Source organism: Azospirillum sp. B506, from assembly GCF_000333595.1.
Taxonomy (GTDB): domain Bacteria; phylum Pseudomonadota; class Alphaproteobacteria; order Azospirillales; family Azospirillaceae; genus Azospirillum.
Window position 1 is genome coordinate 1 of sequence record NZ_BADK01000128.1, and the last position, 20,346, is coordinate 20,346.

The following is a 20,346-nucleotide window of genomic DNA, read 5'->3' on the forward strand; positions in this document are numbered from 1 at the left end:
TTCGTCGTCCGGCCGTCAGCGTCGCCAGTTCGACCTCGATCCCGCCAGCCGTTCCCGCAGACGGTCGCGTTCGGCCTGCAGCGCCTCACGGCGGCTGACATGATCTATGTCCTTGCTCCGCAGGTCGCGCTTGAAGCGGACGATCTCCGGCCGGGTGACATCGGGACGGATCAGGTTGCGCTGGTCGGCCAGCCGCAGCTGCTCGCTGGTCAGGGTGGCAAGCTGGTAGACGGTGGCGTAGCTCGGCGGCAGCTTCTGCCCCGGCAGGCGGCCGCTGTCCACCGCCTCTGGCCACCATGCGCAGCTGGTAGGCGACCTGATAGCCGAAGGGCAGCTCGTTCTCGACCATCGCCTGGAATTCGCCATGCGGCAACCGCGCCCGCGCCTGGACCAGATAGCGGCCGATCAGCAGGAATTTCTCCTGCGCGCTGCGCCAGAGGGTGGAGATTTCCTGGACGAACTCCTCGCGCCGGACGAGGTCGACCGTCGCCTCCGACATCCGCTCGATCCGCTCGTCGACCGCGATGTGACGGCGGGCCTGGGCCTTGGATACCTGCTTGAACCCGCTCATTGCGCCAGCTCCAGTTCGTGGCGGACAAAGGCCCAGACGCCGGCGACATGCTCGGCCCCCTTGCCCCCCTTCAGCTCCAAGAGGCCGAGACCGCGGCCGGCGGTGAACTGGATATCCTCGTAGTCCGGGACCTCGACCGGGCAGATCCGGCCGTCGCCCAGCAGCTTACGCTGCGCCTCGGTGAAGCCGCGGGTGCGCGGCTTGACGCGGTTCATGACGAAGGCCGCGTTCTTGCCATAGCGGCGGACGAAGCGCATCCAGGGCCTGACCGAGTCCAGATCGTCGTCGCTCTGCCCGGTGGGCACGACGATCAGGTCGGACGATAGCGCCAGCAGCTTGAATTCCTCCGGATGGTCCTCGATCGACGGCGGGGTGTCGATCACCAGCAGGTCGAAGCCGGCGATCCCGTCTAGCGCCGCGCGGATGTCGACCGGCGTCATCCCAGCCTCGAAATGGGTGATCGTCGCCATGCCGTCCGGCCGCTTGGCGAACCATTTGGTCAGGCTGCGCTGCGGATCGAGGTCCAGCGTCGCCACCGCGCAGCCGTCGAGCGCCGCCGCCACCGCGATGTTGCGGCTGAGGGTCGTCTTGCCGATCCCGCCCTTCGGGCCATTGACCAGCAAGCGCTTCACCGGCCCGTGTCCCGTGTCGTTGCCCATTCCCGTGCCCCTTATCGCCATCGGCTGTGCGCCCCTTTTACCAAAGGGCGGCCGAGACGCAAATCTAAGACGTGTCTTAACTTCCCAGCGTCCGGGCAGGGTGTCGCTGCTGCCACAGAACCGGTACTTGAGACAGAAACCTGTTCGATCATCGCATACGGCGCAGCGCCGAGGCCAGCATTGGACGCGCTGCACCGGTTCCGCCCGCGGCTTCACCCGTGCGCTCCCCAGCCACGGCGATGGCGCGAAGTCGTTCGGCCAGGCCCCGTTCCTCCGCGCAGGCCTCTTCGCACAGCGCACGGATTTCGGCGATGCTTGGCCGCCACTTGCGGGTGCGGCGCCAGCGGCGGGCGGCTTGGTCAATGGCCCAGGCCGGGAATTCCCCCAGATCGTCGGCCCAGTCCATCGCGAGCAATTGCTCCACCTCCGGCGTCGTCGCCTTGGCTGGGAAGTGGCTCAGCAGCGCCAGGATCCGGCCCAGCAGATGGTTGGCCGGGGCCGGGGCCAGAATGGTTTCGTCGATCTCCGCCAGGGCCCGGCGGGCCTGCATGGCTTGGCGCGGCGTCACCCCGTCCGGCGGCGTCCAATCCTCCACCACATCGGCAAAGCCGTCTTCGGTAAAGCGGCTGTGTCGGCCGACCCGTCCATGGTCGAGCAGCCGTTGCAACGGCTCGGGCAACGCTTCGCGCAGCATCCGGCCACGCAGCCCCGGCGCCATCGCCGGATCGAAGGGCAGCGGCAGCGCCGGCGATGGCGTGGGCGAGGTGGGAAATGGGTGGAGGTTGCTCATGCGATGCCCCAGGGGTTGGCGGGTGCGGTGGACGGAGTGCCAGTCAGACGGGCGGCGACACTGGCCCAGGCCGACAAGCGCTGTTCCGCGTTCGCCGTCGCCATGGGAGCGGTGGGATGACGACCCGATTGCCTTTTCGGTCTGCCGACAGATGTCGCGGGCTGTAGCTCCATATGCCTGGCGTCCTGCAGCAGCCAGGACCGCCAGGCCGCAGCCGGATCGCGATAGCGGTAGCCGTGGGCGCGGCATTGCTGAATGAAGCGCTCGGCGTGGGCATCGAGATCGACTGACGGGAATCGTCCTGCCGCCCATTGCCGGTCGGCCGGTGGCGGTGTCCAGTCCTGGGGAACTGGCTCGGCTGCCGTCCCGCTCATTTTCCAGGTCGCCATCGCCTCGTCCGCACGCTGGTGGAGCGTGTCAGGATTCTGTTCTGGTTCAGGCTGTTCATGACTCGCTGCTGAACAGGGGGAGTCCATAGCTGAGTCAACGGGGCTGTCCACCACTGGACGAGCATCGGCGGCGCCTCCGGCAATCAGCGCCAACCGGTACCGGCAGCTCAGCCGCCCGCCATTGGCCGAGCGCCGGTGCTCGATGCCGACCAACCCCAGCGATTCCAGCCGGCCCAGGATCCGGTTGACGGTCGGCCGGCTGCGTTTCAGCTTGTCCGCCAAGGTCGCCTGCGACGGCCAGCACACGCCCGCCTCATCGGCGTAGGTGCTGAGCGCCGCCAGCACGGCGAGGCCGTCGGCGTCGAGATCGGGGTGGTCGAGCCACCATGCCGGGATCCGGCCCCAACGGTTATTTCCGTTGCGGTTCGGGTTCGTGCTGTTGTCGATCATCTGTGGCGATACTCCTCCGCGCCATCCGCGCAAGATTGGCCGGCTGTTCGGCCGTCGCGATTGGCTGAGAGGATTCGAAGCGGTCCACGGCAGAGTCGAATCGCGGGCAGCAACTCCATGGCCCCCCTATGGAGCGGCAGCCCGCGGATGGTCAGCGACAGCCCGCGACTGTAAAGCTCCTGCCCGCGACCATGGAGCAATGGCCCGCGATATCCGGCCGAATCGGAATCCTGGTGTCTTTGCCCGCGACCATGGAGCCGCTGCCCGCGATTGGGCATCCGTCCGCCACCCGCGATCCTGGAGCAACAGCCCGCGATTCGGTCCTGACAGGGGCATTCGTGGACGATCCGGTCACGTCCGCGGCCGTTCCCAGCCCCTATGGAGTGGCAGCCCGCGGTTCTCTGCCGGCGAGCAGGATGTCTGCGGTGCCGATTCTCCCCGATTCTTCAATGAGTCGCGATGAAGCGCCCCAGTGGGGCAGGCTAAGGGCCGCAATCGCGGGCTATCGCTCCATGACCGCGGGCCGTTGCTCCATCATCGCGGGGTACCACGCCATATGCGCGGGCTGTCGCTCCATCCCGGATGCGGCAATTTCTCCGCGTTCTGTTGCACCGACAGGTCCGGCGCGCCATGGTTACTCCCGACCCTCGGAGATGTTCATGACCAAGATGGCCCCGACCAGCGCCGCGCAACTCATCCTGTTCGAGCTGGAAGACCGTTCGCAATCGCACCTGATCGCGCTCTATGATCTGGCGCCGCGATTCGTGTTCGTCTCCCGCGACAACGACAAGGAGAAGGCGGCGAAGGACAAGGGCGAGCTGGTCACCAAGGACAACTTCATCAAGTCGGTGCGGCGCGAGTTCGCCTTCCGCGGCCGCAACTATCGCCTGACCGTCCAGCCGGCCCGTATCGACCGGCTCAGCACGGCGAAGAAGGACGACCGCGCCCCCAGCGCCGGCCCGGATCTGGTTGAAGTCGAGATCTTCCCGTCGGAACGCGAACAGGTGGTGGAGCAGGTCGTCCGTCGCCTGGCCATGGACCGCTCGCGCCTGTCGCTGACCGGCGAGAACCGCGACAAGGTGCAGATGCGGTTCAGCCTGTACGAGATCCAGCGGGAGCTGCGGGCGGTCAACCACACCCTGTCGATCCAGGACATCCGCGAATCGCTGACCATCCTGGCCCGCTCGCGCATCATCATCTCAACTGGCGGCAGCGCCGAACCGAGCAAGAAGAGCCGCGGGCAGAACCTGCTTGAATCCACGGCTTTCCCGGTGCTGGCGATCCGCTCGCGCCCCGATCTGGTCGACGAGGATGGCGGGGTCGAGGAGACCTATCTGGAATTCAACCCGCTGGTCTCCGCCGCCATCCGCGACCTGGAGTTCAAGCCCGTCTCCTACGCCTGGCTGATGAAGCTGAAGTCGCCGGTGTCGCGCTGGCTCTACAACCGCCTGTCGATCGAATATGACACCGCCGACGACGAGGCGAAGCCGGTGTCGATCAGCGCCGACGAGATCATCAAGAACAGCGGCATGAACGAGTGGTCGCGCCGCCGCGATACCCTGCGCGTGGTGACCTCGGCGGTCGATGCGCTGGTCGACGAGGGGATCCTCGAGGTCGCCGACAGGAATACACCAAGGTCGGCAAGCGCATCGACGCCATCGACTATGTTCTGACCCCGTCGCAGAAATTCCTCGATCAGGTCCGTCGCGGCCGCCGGGTGCAGACCACCAACATCGACCTGCTCAAGCAGATCGTCGGCAACGCCATGCGCCCGGACGGTTTCGTGCCGCTGAAGGCGGGGGAAGTGGCGGAGGTCCGCAACAAACGGGCGAAGCGGCTGGCCGATCCCGCCAAGCCGGCTCAGGCCGCCTTGCCGCTGCCGAAGACGTAACGGCTCAACGCGCCAGAAGGCGCCGTGCGACCAGCGTGATCGCGGTCCCCAGCAGGGCACCGGCCAGCACGTCGGACGTCCAGTGCCGATGGCGCACCACCCGTCCGCTGGCCAGCGCTGCAGCCGTCCCATAGATCGCAAGGCTTTGCGCCGGTGAGCGGCTGACCGTGGCGAGTGCGGTCGCCGCGGCAAAGGCACTGGCGGCATGACCGGAGGGCAGCGACCGGGCGCTGATCCGCCAGCCGGGCTTGCGTCGGGGCTCGCATTCGTCGGGACGGCGGCGCTTCACATAGCGCTTGATCGAGCGGCTTGCCGTCGCGGTTGCCACCAGCCCGGCTACCCCGACGCTGCCGGCCCGGCGCAAGGCCGGCTGGCCGGTCAACAGACCGACGATGCCGGCAATGGCGAAGCCGGGGATCAGCACATGGCGCTTTATGGCGTAATGGCCCGCGGTCGCCAATGCCCGGCTGACCGGGCCGGGATCGCAGGTGACGATGTCGTGGACCTGGGCATCGAACGTGTCGACGGCGGTCAGGGCCGGCTGAAGCGCGGCGGGTGCGGGCTGTCCGCCATAGCCGATGCCGCTGCCCGGATTCTCGATGCCGCGCGGTTCCCCGTTCAGGTCACCGCTGTGTTCGATGATGTCGCTCAATGCCGGTCCCCTGCATGACGCGCCGCAAAACTGGCGCCGCAGGGGAACGCGGCAGACGCGGGGGCGGTTCCGCGCCCCCGTCGTGGGTCAGCCTTGCGCCGGCCGCCAGCCGGTGAAGGCGTCCAACACCGCCGCCAGCACCCGCTGCAGCCGTTCCGCCCGTTCGGGGAGGTAGGCGAAGGGCGGCGCGTTCTCGTCCATATAATTGTCCTGCGCCAGTTCCATCTGGATGGCCTGGACGCCGTCGGCAGGCTGGCCATAGGCGCGGGTGATATAGCCGCCGACGAAGCGCCCATTGGTGATGCAGGTCATCCCTTCCGCTGCCGCTACGGCTTCCATCGCCGCGACGATGCGGGCGGCCAGCTGGGAATCGGTGCTGGTGCCCTTTGCGGTGCCGAGATTCAGGTCATGCAGCCGCCCGTCGAACAGCCGCGGCACATGGCTGCGGATCGAATGGGCGTCATAGAGCAGGGCGAAGCCGTGACGCGCCTTCACCCGCTCCAGTTCCGCCACCAGCGCCGCGTGATAGGGGCGCCAATAGGTCTCGACCCGCTCCGCCACCTCGGCCGCGTCGGGCGCCTGCCCGTCGCGGTAGAGCGGCGTGCCGTCGAACAGGATGTCCGGGCACAGGCCGGTGGTTGCCTGTCCGGGATAGAGGCTCTCGCCGCCGGGCGGCCGGTTGAGATCGATGACATAGCGGGAATAGCGCGCGCTCAGCAGTGTCGCGCCCATTGTGCCGGCGAAGCCGTACAGGCGCGGCATGTGCCAGTCGGTGTCGCGCAGGGTCAGTGCCTCGTCCGTCAGCCGCCCGGCCAGACCGGGGGACAGCTCGGTGCCGCAGTGGGGCATGCTGACCACCAGCGGCCCATCGCCCTGCACCAGATCGAAGATGGCGTCCGTCATTGTGCATTCTCCAGCGAGACCGGCATCAGGCGGTCCAGCGCGCCGTTGCGCACCAGCGCACCGATGGCGGCGAGATCCGGGGCGAAATAGCGATCCACGTCATAGCGCGGCACCTCGGCGCGGATGGTGGCGATGGCCTGCTCCAGCCGTTCGGTGGTCTTCAGCGGGCGATGGAACTCCAGCCCCTGGATCGCGGCCAAAAGCTCTATACCGACGATGTCGGCGACATTGCCGGCGATGTCGCCCAGCCGCCGCGCCGCGAAGGTCGCCATGCTGACATGGTCCTCCTGATTGGCGGAGGTCGGCAGGCTGTCGACGCTGGCGGGATGGGCGAGCGTCTTGTTCTCCGACGCCAGGGCGGCGGCGGTGACATGGGCGATCATGAAACCGGAATTCAGTCCCGGCTCGGCGACCAGGAAGGGCGGCAGGCCGCTGATGGTGGTGTCGATCAGCATGGCGATGCGGCGCTCGGCCAGGGCACCGATCTCCGACGCGGCGATGGCGAGCTGGTCGGCGGCCATCGCCACCGGCTCCGCATGGAAATTGCCGCCGGACAGCACCTCGTCGGTGTCGACCAGCACCAGCGGGTTGTCGGTGACCCCGTTGGCCTCGATCACCAGGGTGCGTGCCGCCTGCCGCATCTGGTCGAGAACGGCGCCCATCACCTGCGGCTGGCAGCGCAGGCTGTAGGGATCCTGCACCCGGTGGCAGTCGGGGCCCTGGTGGCTGGCGTTCAGCTCGCTGCCGGCCAGCGCCTCGCGGAAGGCGGCGGCGACAGCGATCTGGCCGGGCTGGCCGCGCAGCGCGCTGATGCGGGCGTCGAACGGGCGATGGCTGCCCTTGACCGCCTCCACCGACAGGGAGCCGGCGACCAGCGCCGCCTTGAAGGTGCGCTCGATCTCGAACAGGCCGGCGAGCGCCAGACCGGTCGAGACCTGGGTGCCGTTGATCAGCGCCAGCCCTTCCTTGGCCTTCAGGTCGAAGACCGGCAGGCCGGCGATGCGCAGCCCCTCTTCCGCCGGCAGGGTCTCGCCCTTCACCCGGACATGGCCGATGCCGAGCAGCACGCCGCAGAGATGGGCCAGCGGCGCCAGATCGCCCGACGCGCCGACGGAGCCCTTGCCCGGCACCACCGGCAGCACGTCGGCCTCATGGAGCTTCAGCAGCGCGTCGACCAGCGCCGGACGGACACCCGAGGCGCCGACGGCGAGGCTGACCGCCTTGATCACCAGGATCAGTCGGACGACGCCGTCGGCCAGCGGGGCGCCGACGCCGGTGGCGTGCGACAGGATCAGGTTGCGCTGGAGCGTCTCCAGATCGCTTGCGGCGATGTGGGTGTGTGCCAGCTTGCCGAAGCCGGTGTTGACGCCATAGACCGCCTCGTCGCCTCCGGCGATCCGGTCGATCAGCGCGCGTGAGCGCTCCATCCGCGGGTAGGCCGCCGGGTCGAGCGTCAGGGCCGGACGGCCGCGATAGATGCTGCGCAGCGTGTCGAGCGACAGCGCGCCCGGAACCAGAGTGATGCTCTCGCTCATCCCAGAAGTCTCCCAAGTGTCTTTTTGAAGCGGTCGGCGATCTCCTCCTCGCGCGGGTGGCGGCGGTCGCGGACGACGGCGCGTCCGGCGATCAGCACATCGCGCACGAGGGGGGTGTTGCCGGCGAAGGTCCAGCCGTCCAGCAGCGCGTCGCCTTTTCGCGCCGCCAGCAGCGGGTGGTCGGTGTCGAGCACGACGAGGTCGGCGCGAAGCCCGGCGGCGATGCGGCCGGACTCGAATCCGGTGGCCTGCGCCCCGCCGGCCTGCGCGTCCTCCACCAGCCGGCGGGCGGTGGAGCGGCGGGAGCCGCCGGCCAGCACGGTGCGCCGGCCGCTGGTCAGCCGCGCGCCGTACTCCAGCCAGCGCAATTCCTCCACCGGGCTGACGGAAATGTGGCTGTCCGACCCGATGCCCCAGCGCCCACCCCGCGCCATGTAGGATTCGGCGGCGAAGAAACCGTCGCCGAGATTGGCCTCGGTGGTCGGGCAGAGTCCGGCGACCGCACCGCTGGCAGCAACAGCCGCCGCCTCCGCCGCGGTCATGTGGGTGGCGTGGATCAGGCACCAGCGGCCATCGACCGGCTGGGTGTCGAGCAGATGCTCCACCGGACGGCGGTTGCGGTGGGCGAGGCAGTCCTCGACCTCCTTTCGCTGTTCGGCGATGTGGATGTGGATGGGGCCTTGCGGATTGGCGGCGACGGTCTCGGCCAGCAACCCGTCCGGGACGGCGCGCAGCGAATGCGGGGCGATGCCGAGCCGCACGTCGTCGGACCCGCCATAGGCGCGGCGCAGGGTCGTGGTCAGCCGGTCGAACCCTGCCCCGTCATGGATGAAGCGCCGCTGTCCGGCGGTTGGCGGCGTTCCGCCGAAGCCGGAGGCATTGTAGAGCACCGGCAGCAGCGTGATCGGCAGACCGGCGGTCCGCGCGGCGGCAACCGCGCGGTGGCTCATCTCCGCCGGGTCGGCGTAGGCGCTGCCGTCGCGGTCGTGGTGCAGGTAGTGGAATTCGGCGATGGCGGTGAAGCCGGCCTTCAGCGCCTCGACATAGAGCTGGGCGGCGACCGCCTCGAAATCCTCCGGATCCATGCGGTCGAGCGCGCGGTACATCACCTCGCGCCAGCTCCAGAAGCTGTCCGACCCCTCGCCGGAGCATTCGCCCATTCCAGCGATGGCGCGCTGGTGGGCGTGGGAATGCAGATTGGCGATGCCGGCGACCGCCGCTCCGGCAAAGCGCTCCGCATCGGCCGGGCAGGCGGCATTGGGCGTCGCCGAGACGATCCGGCCGCGCTGGTCCGTGGTGACCAGCACATCCTCCGCCCAGCCGTCCGGCAGCATCGCCGAGGCAAAAAACAGGTTGCTCATGAGGGCGCCCTCGCTATTATAGACAACACTATACAAGTATAGGCAACCTGATGCCAAGGGGGTTGCTGCACGAACTTGTAGGAAGGAGCCGAACCGATGCCGACCAGCGCGCCGTGGGATTCCCTGTGGATCGATCTGTCCGTTGCCACCATGAGCGAGGCGGACGGTTACGGCGCCATCGCCGACGCGGCGGTGGGCATCAAGGACGGCCACATCGCCTTCGTCGGCCGCCGCGCCGACCTGACCGATGCGCCCGACGCGCTGGCGACCGAGGTTCATTCGGGGCAGGGCGGCTGGATGACGCCCGGCCTGATCGACTGCCACACCCACCTCGTCTATGGCGGCAACCGCGCCCGCGAGTTCGAGATGCGGCTGAACGGTGCCAGCTATGAGGAGATCGCGCGGGCCGGCGGCGGCATCCTGTCCACCGTCACCGCCACCCGCGCCGCCAGCGAGGACCAGCTTCTGGCCGCGACCCTGCCGCGGCTGGACAGCCTGCTGGCCGAGGGGGTGACGACGGTGGAGGTGAAGTCCGGCTACGGCCTCGATACCGAGACCGAGACGCGCATGCTCTGCGTCGCCCGCCGGCTGGCCCAGGTCCGCCCGGTGGAGGTCCGTACCACCTATCTCGGTGCCCACGCCCTACCGCCGGAGTTCAAGGGGAATGCGGACGGCTACATCGACCGTATCTGCGCCGAGACGATGCCGGCCATCGCCGAAGCCGGGCTGGCCGACGCGGTGGACGCCTTCTGCGAGGGGATCGGCTTCTCGGTCGCCCAGACCCGCCGGGTGTTCGAGACGGCGAGGCGGCTCGGCCTGCCGGTGAAGCTGCATGCCGAACAGTTGAGCAACCTGGGCGGTGCCCGTCTGGTGGCGGAGTTCGGTGGCCTGTCCGCCGACCATATCGAGCATCTGGACGAGGAGGGCGTCGTCGCCATGGCCAAGGCCGGCACGGTGGCGGTGCTGCTGCCCGGCGCATTCTATGCCCTGCGCGAGACCAGGCTGCCGCCGATCGAGCTGCTGCGCCGCCATGGCGTGCCGATGGCGCTGTCCACCGACAACAACCCCGGCACATCGCCAGTGACCTCGCTGCTGCTGATGCTGTCGATGGGCTGCACCTTCTTCCGCCTGACCCCGGCGGAGGCGCTGGCCGGCATCACCCGCCATGCGGCCAAGGCGCTGGGGCTGGACGACCGTGGGGTGATCGCGCCGGGCAAGCGCGCCGATCTGGCGGTCTGGCGCATCGAGCATCCGGCGGAACTGGCCTACGCCATCGGTCTCAATCCCTGCATGGCCGTGGTCAATGGCGGCGTGGTTCGGGCGCCGCATGTCCGGTCTTCCGGCGTGGAGGCCGCATGAGCGACACCGTTTCCACCGCCCAGCCGCGTTACGCCCAGATCAAGGAAACCATCCGCCGCCGAATCAGCTCCGGTGCCTGGCCCGAAGGCTTCCAGATCCCGTCGGAGCACAAGCTGCTGGAGGAATTCTCGGTCAGCCGCATGACGGTCCACCGCGCGCTGCGCGACCTGACCGACGAGGGGCTGCTGACCCGCGTGCAGGGGCTGGGCACCTTCGTTGCCGAACGGCCGCCCAGCACCGACGTGGTGGAACTGCGCAGCATCGCCGACGAGATCGCCGAGCGCGGCAATGTCCATTCCTGCCGGGTGGAGCGATTGCTCGCGGTTGCCGCCGATGCCGGGCTGGCCCGCCGCTTCAACCTGCCGGTCGGGGCCAGGCTGTTCCATTCCATCGTCGTCCACAGTGAAAGCGACGTGCCGGTCCAGCTGGAGGAGCGCTGGGTCAACCCGGCGGTGGCGCCCGACTATCTCGACCAGGACTTCACCCGCCAGACGCCGGGCGAATATCTGATCCGGCTGGAAGCCTCGCCGCAGGTCGAGCATGTCATCGAAGCGGTGTCGCCGACGGCGGAGATCGCCCGCCTGCTCGACATTCCCGTTACCGAGCCCTGCCTGCGGGTCACCCGCCGCACCTGGGTGCAGGGCCGTGTCGTCACCGTGGCGATGCTGGTCCATCCCGGAAGCCGCTACCGGCTGGGGGCACGTTTCCAGCTGCCGCCTTCCTAGAATAAGCCGAACCCCGAAAAGCAAACCCTCCCATCAGGAGCCATCGACCGATGTCATCCCGTCTCGACAACCAGCGCGTCATCCGTGCCCCGCACGGCCCCGAACTGAGCTGCAAGAGCTGGCTCGCCGAGGCGCCGATGCGCATGCTGATGAACAACCTCGATCCCGACGTCGCCGAACGGCCGCAGGAGCTGGTCGTCTATGGCGGCATCGGCCGCGCCGCCCGCGACTGGGAAAGCTTCGACCGCATCGTCTCGACGCTGAAGACGCTGAATGACGACGAGACCCTGCTGGTCCAGTCCGGCAAGCCGGTCGGCGTCTTCCGCACCCATGCCGACGCGCCGCGCGTGCTGATCGCCAACTCCAACCTCGTGCCGCGCTGGGCGACTTGGGACCACTTCAACGAGTTGGACCGCAAGGGTCTGGCGATGTATGGCCAGATGACCGCCGGCAGCTGGATCTACATCGGCAGCCAGGGCATCGTGCAGGGCACCTACGAGACCTTCGTCGAGGCCGGGCGCCAGCATTACAACGGCGACCTGAAGGGCAAGTGGATCCTGACCGGCGGCCTCGGCGGCATGGGCGGGGCGCAGCCGCTGGCCGCGACGATGGCCGGCGCCTGCATGCTGGCGGTGGAATGCCGTCCCAGCAGCATCGAGATGCGCATCCGCACCGGCTATCTCGACCGCCACACCGCCGACCTGGACGAGGCGCTGGCCTGGATCGACGAGGCCTGCGCCAAGGGCGAGGCGATCTCCGTCGGCCTGCTCGGCAACGCCGCCGACGTCTTCCCCGAGCTGGCGCGCCGCGCCGAAACCGACATCAAGGCCCGGCCGCACATCGTCACCGACCAGACCTCCGCCCATGATCCGGTGAACGGCTACCTGCCGCAGGGCTGGACGCTGGAGGAGTGGGAGAGCGCCCGCGAAAGCCAGCCGGCCGCGGTGGCAGCCGCCGCCCGCAAGTCGATGCGCGTGCAGGTGGAGGCCATGCTGGCCTTCCACGCCATGGGCATCCCGACGGTCGATTACGGCAACAACATCCGCCAGATGGCGAAGGAGGAGGGGCTGGAGAATGCCTTCGACTTCCCTGGCTTCGTCCCCGCCTACATCCGTCCGCTGTTCTGCCGCGGCGTCGGCCCGTTCCGCTGGGCCGCCCTGTCCGGCGATCCGGAGGACATCCGCAAGACCGACGCCAAGGTGAAGGAGCTGATCCCCGACGATCCGCACCTGCACAACTGGCTCGACATGGCGGCCAAGCGCATCCAGTTCCAGGGGCTGCCGGCGCGCATCTGCTGGGTCGGGCTGGGGCAGCGCCACCGCCTCGGCCTCGCCTTCAACGAGATGGTGAAGTCGGGCGAGCTGAAGGCCCCCATCGTCATCGGCCGCGACCATCTCGACAGCGGCTCGGTCGCCAGCCCGAACCGCGAGACCGAGGCGATGAAGGACGGCACCGACGCCGTGTCGGACTGGCCGCTGCTGAACGCCCTGCTGAACACCGCCAGCGGGGCGACCTGGGTCAGCCTGCACCATGGCGGCGGCGTCGGCATGGGCTTCTCCCAGCATTCGGGCATGGTCATCGTCTGCGACGGCAGCGACGCGGCGGCCAAGCGGCTGGAGCGCGTGCTGTGGAACGACCCGGCCACCGGCGTGATGCGCCATGCCGACGCCGGCTACGACATCGCCATCGAGTGCGCGAAGGAGCAGGGGCTGAACCTGCCGTTCCTGAAGTAACTGGCGCCCCGGCGGATTCTCCCTCTCCCGTCCCGGGAGAGGGAAGGGCTGTCGCATCCAAGTAAAGGAGGCTCTCCTATTATCCTTCCGGAAGAGGCAGAGTTGTCCAATCTCTTCAGGGCAAGGATAATGCCGTTCTCTATGAAGGCCTTCCAAGAGATTCATGATCCAGATGACCAGAATGCGGGGCGTAACCTCGGTCAGAATCTATTTCTGTCTTTGGGGGCTGCGGTATGCGGAGAGAAATCGTGTGTTCAGATTGCCGGTTTTGCCGAAGCCCGTGTCGACATGTTGCGGTAGATCGTTGATCTTCCGCACGGCGTGCCAAATCACGATGCGGTAACCCTGCCGTCGCCGGGGAGAGGGCTGCTAGCCAGGCGGGGCAATGGGGGGCAGGATGCCGGCAATCATGCCGCCACCCAGGGGGACGGGCGCGGCCTCTTGAGTGTGATCGTTGCAAGCGGTATCGCTTGAAACGGGACTCACACGGAAAACCAAAAGCTCAGAGTCTGTCTGGTGCCTATTGAGGCAGCAGACAGACTCTTGAGACCGGCCCCGCCGCAGGCCTGCGGAAGGGCCGGAAAACTCACATCACAGTCCAGTTACTCGGCGGCCTGCGCCACGGTCAGGCCCAGCCGCGCGGCCACACCCTCGCCATAGGCCGGGTCGGCGGCCAGGAAATGCTTCAGTTGGCGCTGCTGGATGTGCAGCGGTGCATTGCGCAGGCTGCCGGCGATGTTGTCCATCAAGCTTCCCTGGGCTTCCGCGCCGATCAGGCGGAACAGCGCGCCGGCCTGGGCGTAATCGTCGTTGCCCTCGCGGTGATCGTAGTGTGCGGCATCGCCGCTGATGCGCAGCGGCGGCTCGCTCGGCACGCCGGTCTGGGTCGGGCCGCCGACGCTGTTGGGTTCGTAGTTCGGCCGGCCGCCGCCGTTGCCGTCCACCCGCATGGCGCCGTCGCGCTGGTAGTTGTGGACCGGGCAGCCCTGCGGCTTGTTCACCGGGATCTGCGCATAGTTGCCGCCCAGACGGTAGCGGTGGGCGTCTGCATAGGCGAACAGCCGGCCCTGCAGCATCTTGTCCGGGCTGAAGGAGATGCCGGGCACCACGCTGGCCGGGCTGAAGGCGGCCTGTTCGGTCTCGGCGAAGAAGTTCTCCGGATTGCGGTTCAGCACCAACTCGCCGATCTCGATCAACGGATAGTCGGCGTGCGGCCAGACCTTGGTCAGGTCGAACGGGTTGATGCGGTAGGCGTCGGCCTCGGCCTCCGGCATGATCTGCACCGAGACGGTCCAGGCCGGGAAGTCGCCGTCCGCGATGGCGGCGTACAGGTCGCGGGTGGCGTGATCCGGATCGATGCCGCTCATGGTTTCCGCCTGTTCGGCGGTGAGGTTCTGGATGCCCTGACGGGTCTTGAAGTGGTACTTGACCCAGAAACGCTCGTTCGCCGCGTTGATCCACGAGAAGGTGTGGCTGCCGAAGCCGTCCATGTGGCGGTAGCCGCGCGGGGTGCCGCGGTCGCTGAACAGGATGGTCAGCTGGTGCATCGTCTCCGGCGACAGCGAGAAGAAGTCCCACATCGCGGTGGGGTCCTTCAGGTTGGTGGCCGGGTTGCGCTTCTGGGTGTGGATGAAGTCCGGGAACTTCAGCGGATCGCGCAGGAAGAAGACCGGCGTGTTGTTGCCGACCAGATCGTAGTTGCCCTCTTCCGTATAGAACTTGACGGCGAAGCCGCGCGGATCGCGGGCGGCATCGGCGGACCCCTTTTCGCCGCCGACGGTGGAGAAGCGCAGGAAGACGCTGGTCTCCTTGCCCACCGCCGACAGGAAGGCGGCCTTCGTCCACGGCGTCACGTCGCGGGTGACGCGGAAGGTGCCATAGGCGCCGGCGCCCTTGGCATGCACCACGCGCTCCGGAATGCGTTCGCGGTTGAAGTGGGCCAGCTTCTCGATCAGGTGGAAATCCTGCAGCAGCAGCGGGCCGCGCGGCCCGGCGCTCAGCGAATTCTGGTTGTCGGGAACGGGCTGGCCGAAGCTGGTGGTCAGGGTGCTCATCCGGGTCGTCCTCTCGAAGGCGGTGTTGCCTGAAGCGGCATCATTGTCTCGCCTCTGGTTATCCGGTGTCTTGAACGATATATCCAAGACATAGAAGGAAATGCACCAATAGGCGTTGTCTATGAATCTCGCCGGCCTGTCCCTCCGTGACCTGGAATATGTCGTCGCCGTTTCCGAGCTGCGCCATTTCGGCCGTGCCGCCGAGCGCTGCGCCGTCAGCCAGCCGTCGCTGAGCGCCCAGATCCGCAAGCTGGAGGACGCGCTCGGCCTGTCCCTGTTCGAACGGACCAGCCGCAAGGTGCTGCTGACCCCGCGCGGCGAGGCCGTCGTCGCCCAGGCCCGTGTCGTGCTGGAGGAGGCGCGGCGCCTGCTGGCGCTGGCCGACGGGTCGGACGGGGCGCTGACCGGCCGGCTGCGGCTGGCGGCGATTCAAACTCTGGGGCCTTACCTGTTCCCGCACATCCTGCCGGTCCTGCGCAGCACCTGGCCCGACCTGACCCTGATCCTGTCGGAGGGACGCACCGAGACTCTGCTGGAGGAATTGCGCGACGGCCGGCTCGACGCCGTGCTGCTGGCCCTGCCGGTGGAGAGTGACGGGCTGGTGGCGGAGCCGCTGTTCTTCGAACCCTTCCTGCTCGCCCACCCCGCCGGCCATCGGCTGTGCGCCGCCCCCGGCCTGTCGTTGAATGACCTCGACCCCGCGGAGCTTCTGCTGCTGGAGGAGGGGCACTGCCTGCGCGATCGGGCACTGGCCGCCTGCGGCCTCAGCGCACGCGGCGGCGGCGTCCACGCAACCGGCTTGGAGACCCTCCGCCACATGGTTGCGGCGGGAGCCGGCTGCACGCTGATGCCGGTCCTGGCATCCAAGGGGGAGGATGGCCGGCCGGCCACCGTCGGCGGGCTGGTGGAGTATCGTCCTTTCGACGGCACGTCAGGAAAATCCCGCCCGCCCGGCCGGATCGTCGGTCTGGTCTGGCGGGTCAGCGATCCGCGCGACCGCGGCCTGCGCGATCTGGCGGCCCTGTTGCACCGTACCCTGCCGCCGGGCACGGAATCGGTCATACCCCAAAGGGGTGAGTGACCTAGGAAGGAACAAGCGCCCATCGGCCGGGTTGAAGGCTCGGCTCGTGCTCCTCACTGTTCAGGGGGTATCGAGCATGACTTTCGATCCAGGCGGAGAAATGGGCGACCATGGCAAACATCCTGAAACAGGCAACGCGGCTCGGTGAAGGATTGCCCTTTCCGCTGGGCGCGACATGGGACGGTCTTGGCGTCAACTTCGCCTTGTTTTCCGCCAACGCGACCAAGGTCGAACTATGCCTGTTCGATGAAAGTACCGAAGAGGAATTGGAGCGGATCGAGCTTCCGGAATTCACCAACGAGATCTGGCATGGCTATCTGCCCGATGCCCGCCCCGGCCTGCTCTATGGCTACCGTGTCCATGGCCCCTACGAGCCGGAGAACGGCCATCGCTTCAACCCCAACAAGCTGCTGCTCGACCCCTACGCCAAGGAGCTGGTCGGCGAGATCCGCTGGAACCCCGCCCATTTCGGCTATGTGATGGAGTCGGGCGACGACCTGACCTATGACGAGCGCGACAGCGCTCCCTTCATGCCGAAATGCAAGGTGATCGATCCCGCCTTCACCTGGGGCCGCGACCACAAGCCGGGCATTGCCTGGGACCGCACCATCTTCTACGAAACCCATGTGAAGGGCTTCACCAAGCTGCATCCAGCGGTGCCTGACAGCCTGCGCGGCACCTATGGCGGCATGGCGGTGAAGGAGGTGGTGGACTACATCGGCTCGCTCGGCGTCACCTCGGTCGAGCTGCTGCCGGTCCATGCCTTCGTCCAGGACCAGCATCTGGTCGACAAGGGGCTGGCGAACTACTGGGGCTACAACTCCATCGGCTTCTTCGCGCCGGAGCCGCGCTATGCCGCGTCGGGCAACGCCATCAAGGAATTCAAGGAGATGGTCGCCCATCTCCACAATGGCGGGTTGGAGGTGATCCTCGACGTCGTCTACAACCACACCGCCGAGGGCAACGAGCGCGGGCCGACCCTGTCCTTCAAGGGCATCGACAACGCCTCCTACTACCGCCTGCTCCCCGACCGGAAGCGCTATTACATCAACGAGACGGGGACCGGAAACACCGTCAATCTCAGCCATCCCCGCGTGCTGCAGATGGTGACCGACAGCCTGCGCTACTGGGCGACGGAGATGCATGTCGACGGTTTCCGTTTCGACCTCGCCACCATCCTCGGCCGTGAGCCCTACGGCTTCGACGAGGGCGGCGGCTTCCTCGACAGCTGCCTGCAGGACCCGATCCTGAACAGCGTCAAGCTGATCGCCGAGCCGTGGGACTGCGGTCCCGGCGGCTATCAGGTCGGCAATTTTCCGCCGGGCTGGGCGGAGTGGAACGACAAGTTCCGCGACACCGTCCGCGCCTTCTGGAAGGGCGACGAGGGCAAGCTGCCGGAGGTGGCGCCGCGGCTGTGCGGCTCCGGCGACGTCTTCAACAAGCGCGGGCGCAAGCCCTGGGCCAGCGTCAACTTCATCACCGCCCATGACGGCTACACGCTGAACGACCTCGTTTCCTACAACGACAAGCACAACGAGGCGAACGGCGAGGGCAACAACGACGGGCACTCCCACAATCTGTCCTGGAACCATGGGGCGGAGGGGCCGACCGACGATCCGGAGATCAAGGTGCTGCGCGAGCGGCAGAAGCGCAACCTGCTGGCGACGCTGCTGCTGTCGCAGGGCTCGCCGATGCTGCTGGCCGGCGACGAGTTCGGCAACACCCAGCACGGCAACAACAACGCCTACTGCCAGGACAACGAGACGGCGTGGCTGAATTGGGACGACATCGACGAGGACGGCCAGTCGCTGATCGAGTTCGTCCGCCGCGTGGTGGCGGTGCGCCAGTCCTTCCCCATGCTGCGCCGCGGCCGCTTCCTGTCGGGCGAATACAACGCCGAGTTCGACGTGAAGGACGTCACCTGGCTGACGCCCGCCGGCGACGAGATGGAGGAAAGCCACTGGCACGACGGCAACGCCCGCTGCCTGGGCATGCTGCTGGACGGCCGCGCCCAGGCGAGCGGCATCAAGCGCCCGGCGATGGATGCGACTCTGCTGCTGGTGATCAACTCGCACCATGACGTGGTGGAGTTCACCCTGCCTGAGGTGACCGGCGGCAGCGTCTGGCGCTGTCTGCTCGACACAAACCTGCCCGACCCGGACGAGGTGCCGCGCGTCAACACCGGCGAGGGCTATATGGTGACCGGCCGCTCGCTGCTTCTGCTGGCGCTGGAACCGGACGGCAAGACCTCCTTTGCGCTCCGCCGCGCCGCCCGCGCGCTGCGCAACGTCGCCGAAAGCCCGACCTTGTCCTTCGGCGAGGAGAGCACGGATACGGAGAAGGCCGAGGAGCCGGTGGAGCCTGCGGAGACGGTGAAAGAACCGGTAAAGGCGGAAGCGGCGGCTCCGGCCAAATCTGACATGAGAAAGCCGACCTGAACCGACGCCCAACTCCCCCTCTCCCCCCGGGGAGAGGGTCGGGGTGAGGGGGATGCGCCGCGTGGCCTTCCGAGAATCCTCGCCGCGCGCCCCCTCACCTTAATCCTCTCCCCGGGGGGGAGAGGAGATCCCCCCGACCCCGGAATCCCCATCATGAAACTCTACGAATGCCAGAACTGCCACCAGCCTCTCTACTTCGAGAACACGCTGTGCGAGCGCTGCGGCTATCGGCTCGGCTACCTGCCGGATGCGGGAACCCTGTCGGCCATCGACCCGACCGACCGTGACGGGGTGTGGAGCGCGCTCGCCACCAGCGAGCCGCTCTACAAATTCTGCGCGAACGCGGATCTCGACGCCTGCAACTGGATGCTGCCGGCCGACTCCGCCGACACCCACTGCGCCGCCTGCCGGCACAACCACGTCATCCCCGACCTGTCGGACACCGACAACCTGACGCGCTGGCGCAAGCTGGAACTGGCCAAGCATCACCTGTTCTACACGCTGACCAACCTGAAGCTGCCCTTGCAGACCCGGACCGAGAATCCGGAGGAAGGGCTGGCCTTCGACTTCCTGTCCGATACGGTTGCCGCCGACGGCACGGTGACACTGGTGCTGACCGGCCACGCCAACGGCCTGATCACCATCAACGTCGCCGAAGCGGACGACGCCGAACGCGAGAAGCGCCGCACCGAGATGGGCGAGCCCTATCGCACGCTGCTCGGTCATTTCCGGCACGAGAGCGGCCATTACATCTGGGACCGTCTGGTCCGCGACGACCCCGCCCTGCTGGAGCGCTTCCGCGCCCTGTTCGGCGACGAGCGGCAGGATTACGGCGAGGCGCTGAAGCGCCACTATGCCGATGGCGCTCCCGCCGACTGGCAGTCCAACTTCGTCAGCACCTACGCCACCGCCCATCCGTGGGAGGACTTTGCCGAGACCTGGGCGCATTACCTGCACATCGTCGACACGCTGGAAACCGCCCGCGCCTTCGGCCTGAGGATCCGCCCACGCATCACGGAAGGGGCAGAGCTGGAGGCCGAGGTCGACTTCAACCCCCACAAGGCCAGGCGGGTGGAGGATCTGATCGATGCCTGGCTGCCGCTGACCTATGCGGTTAACAGCCTGAACCGCAGCATGGGCCAGCCGGACCTCTATCCCTTCATCCTGTCGCCCGCCGTGATCGAAAAGCTGGGCTTCATGAACGCGATGGTGCGCGGGGTGGAGGGGCGCTGAACACCGGTCAACCCTCCGCCCCCATTGCCGCTCGTATCCAGCGCACCGCGCGGTTGCGCCCGTCGCGCTTGGCCTTGTACAGCGCGGCATCGGCATGGCGCATCACCGTCGCCATGTCACTGTCGTCTTCCGGCCAGGAGGCGATGCCGATGGAGCAGCCGACCCGCACAATCTCGCCGTTGAACGACACCGGTTCGTTGACGGTGGCGATGATTCGGGTCGCCAGTTCCTCCATGTCGGGGGCCGCACGCCCGGCGCGGCGGGGAAGCACCGCGGCGAACTCGTCGCCGCCCAGCCGGGCGACCACGTCGTCGTCGCGGAAGATGCTGGCGAGCCGGCCGCCGATCTGCCGCAGAACGACGTCGCCGGCATCGTGGCCGAGCCGGTCGTTCACCGGCTTGAACCCGTCCAGGTCGATGTACATCACCGTCGCCGACCCGCCGCCGCTGCCGGTGGACGCCTCGACATACTGCTCGAAATAGCGCCGGTTCGGCAGTGCGGTCAGCCGGTCCTCATAGGCGA

18 protein-coding genes are annotated in these 20,346 nt (G+C 67.8%); 8 read left to right on the forward strand and 10 right to left on the reverse strand.

Annotated features, from left to right (window positions below; all coding sequences use genetic code 11):
- Window positions 1-15 precede the first annotated feature (15 nt).
- The 4 genes from I71_RS39465 to I71_RS04505 all read right to left on the reverse strand — a co-directional run bounded on the left by I71_RS39465 (window position 16) and on the right by I71_RS04505 (window position 2,859).
- Window positions 16-282, reverse strand: coding sequence for a hypothetical protein (locus I71_RS39465; RefSeq protein ID WP_244433628.1), 267 nt, complete (start codon window positions 280-282; stop codon window positions 16-18).
- 285 nt (window positions 283-567) lie between these two features.
- Complete coding sequence (locus I71_RS04495; protein ID WP_049975921.1) at window positions 568-1,230, reverse strand: ParA family protein; 663 nt, start codon at window positions 1,228-1,230, stop codon at window positions 568-570.
- Between the two features lie 148 nt (window positions 1,231-1,378).
- Window positions 1,379-2,020 carry a hypothetical protein gene (locus I71_RS04500; RefSeq protein WP_042691189.1) on the reverse strand — a complete coding sequence of 214 codons (642 nt, stop codon included), beginning with the start codon at window positions 2,018-2,020 and terminating at the stop codon, window positions 1,379-1,381.
- Window positions 2,017-2,859: a helix-turn-helix domain-containing protein gene (locus I71_RS04505; protein WP_042691191.1), complete on the reverse strand. Its 843-nt coding sequence runs from the start codon at window positions 2,857-2,859 to the stop codon at window positions 2,017-2,019. Before I71_RS04505 ends, I71_RS04500 begins: the two co-directional genes overlap by 4 nt.
- Before the next feature lie 659 nt (window positions 2,860-3,518).
- Here I71_RS04505 and I71_RS04510 point away from each other — a divergent pair.
- Both I71_RS04510 and I71_RS39470 read left to right on the forward strand, forming a co-directional pair.
- The gene (locus I71_RS04510; RefSeq protein ID WP_244433629.1) at window positions 3,519-4,532 is read left to right on the forward strand and encodes a plasmid replication protein; all 1,014 of its coding nucleotides are present in this window, start codon (window positions 3,519-3,521) and stop codon (window positions 4,530-4,532) included.
- 44 nt (window positions 4,533-4,576) lie between these two features.
- Window positions 4,577-4,750, forward strand: a complete 174-nt coding sequence (locus I71_RS39470) for a hypothetical protein (protein ID WP_244433630.1) — start codon at window positions 4,577-4,579, stop codon at window positions 4,748-4,750.
- A 4-nt stretch (window positions 4,751-4,754) separates the two neighbouring features.
- Here I71_RS39470 and I71_RS04515 read toward each other — a convergent pair whose 3' ends face one another.
- From I71_RS04515 to I71_RS04530, 4 genes are all read right to left on the reverse strand, one after another.
- Window positions 4,755-5,402, reverse strand: coding sequence for a phosphatase PAP2 family protein (locus I71_RS04515; protein ID WP_042691193.1), 648 nt, complete (start codon window positions 5,400-5,402; stop codon window positions 4,755-4,757).
- 87 nt (window positions 5,403-5,489) lie between these two features.
- Window positions 5,490-6,305, reverse strand: a complete 816-nt coding sequence (gene hutG, locus I71_RS04520; protein WP_042691196.1) for an N-formylglutamate deformylase — start codon at window positions 6,303-6,305, stop codon at window positions 5,490-5,492.
- Complete coding sequence (hutH, locus tag I71_RS04525) at window positions 6,302-7,840, reverse strand: histidine ammonia-lyase (protein WP_042691198.1); 1,539 nt, start codon at window positions 7,838-7,840, stop codon at window positions 6,302-6,304. The genes hutG and hutH overlap by 4 nt, the downstream gene beginning before the upstream one ends.
- Window positions 7,837-9,201 carry a formimidoylglutamate deiminase gene (locus I71_RS04530; protein WP_042691200.1) on the reverse strand — a complete coding sequence of 455 codons (1,365 nt, stop codon included), beginning with the start codon at window positions 9,199-9,201 and terminating at the stop codon, window positions 7,837-7,839. Before I71_RS04530 ends, hutH begins: the two co-directional genes overlap by 4 nt.
- Window positions 9,202-9,297: 96 nt before the next feature.
- Here I71_RS04530 and hutI point away from each other — a divergent pair, with 96 nt between their 5' ends.
- From hutI to hutU, 3 genes are read left to right on the forward strand one after another with little or no spacing between them, the layout of a single operon-like run.
- A complete protein-coding gene (hutI, locus tag I71_RS04535) occupies window positions 9,298-10,560 on the forward strand; it encodes an imidazolonepropionase (RefSeq protein WP_042691203.1) in 1,263 nt (420 codons plus the stop codon).
- The gene (gene hutC, locus I71_RS04540) at window positions 10,557-11,285 is read left to right on the forward strand and encodes a histidine utilization repressor (RefSeq protein WP_042691207.1); all 729 of its coding nucleotides are present in this window, start codon (window positions 10,557-10,559) and stop codon (window positions 11,283-11,285) included. Before hutI ends, hutC begins: the two co-directional genes overlap by 4 nt.
- Window positions 11,286-11,335: 50 nt before the next feature.
- Window positions 11,336-13,018, forward strand: coding sequence for a urocanate hydratase (gene hutU / locus I71_RS04545; RefSeq protein WP_042691211.1), 1,683 nt, complete (start codon window positions 11,336-11,338; stop codon window positions 13,016-13,018).
- Window positions 13,019-13,620: 602 nt separating this feature from the next.
- Here the strand turns inward: hutU and I71_RS04550 are convergent.
- Complete coding sequence (locus I71_RS04550; protein WP_042691215.1) at window positions 13,621-15,072, reverse strand: catalase; 1,452 nt, start codon at window positions 15,070-15,072, stop codon at window positions 13,621-13,623.
- Between the two features lie 121 nt (window positions 15,073-15,193).
- Between I71_RS04550 and I71_RS04555 the strand changes: the two genes are divergently transcribed.
- The 3 genes from I71_RS04555 to I71_RS04565 all read left to right on the forward strand — a co-directional run bounded on the left by I71_RS04555 (window position 15,194) and on the right by I71_RS04565 (window position 19,824).
- Entirely contained in the window at window positions 15,194-16,153 is a 960-nt protein-coding gene (locus I71_RS04555) for a LysR substrate-binding domain-containing protein (protein ID WP_042691220.1), read from the forward strand.
- A 110-nt stretch (window positions 16,154-16,263) separates the two neighbouring features.
- Window positions 16,264-18,591 carry a glycogen debranching protein GlgX gene (gene glgX / locus I71_RS04560; protein WP_042691223.1) on the forward strand — a complete coding sequence of 776 codons (2,328 nt, stop codon included), beginning with the start codon at window positions 16,264-16,266 and terminating at the stop codon, window positions 18,589-18,591.
- A 153-nt stretch (window positions 18,592-18,744) separates the two neighbouring features.
- Entirely contained in the window at window positions 18,745-19,824 is a 1,080-nt protein-coding gene (locus I71_RS04565) for a putative zinc-binding metallopeptidase (RefSeq protein WP_042691226.1), read from the forward strand.
- Between the two features lie 7 nt (window positions 19,825-19,831).
- Here I71_RS04565 and I71_RS04570 read toward each other — a convergent pair.
- Window positions 19,832-20,346, reverse strand: a 515-nt coding sequence (locus I71_RS04570) for a GGDEF domain-containing protein (protein ID WP_042691229.1), incomplete at its 5' end; no start/stop codon positions are given.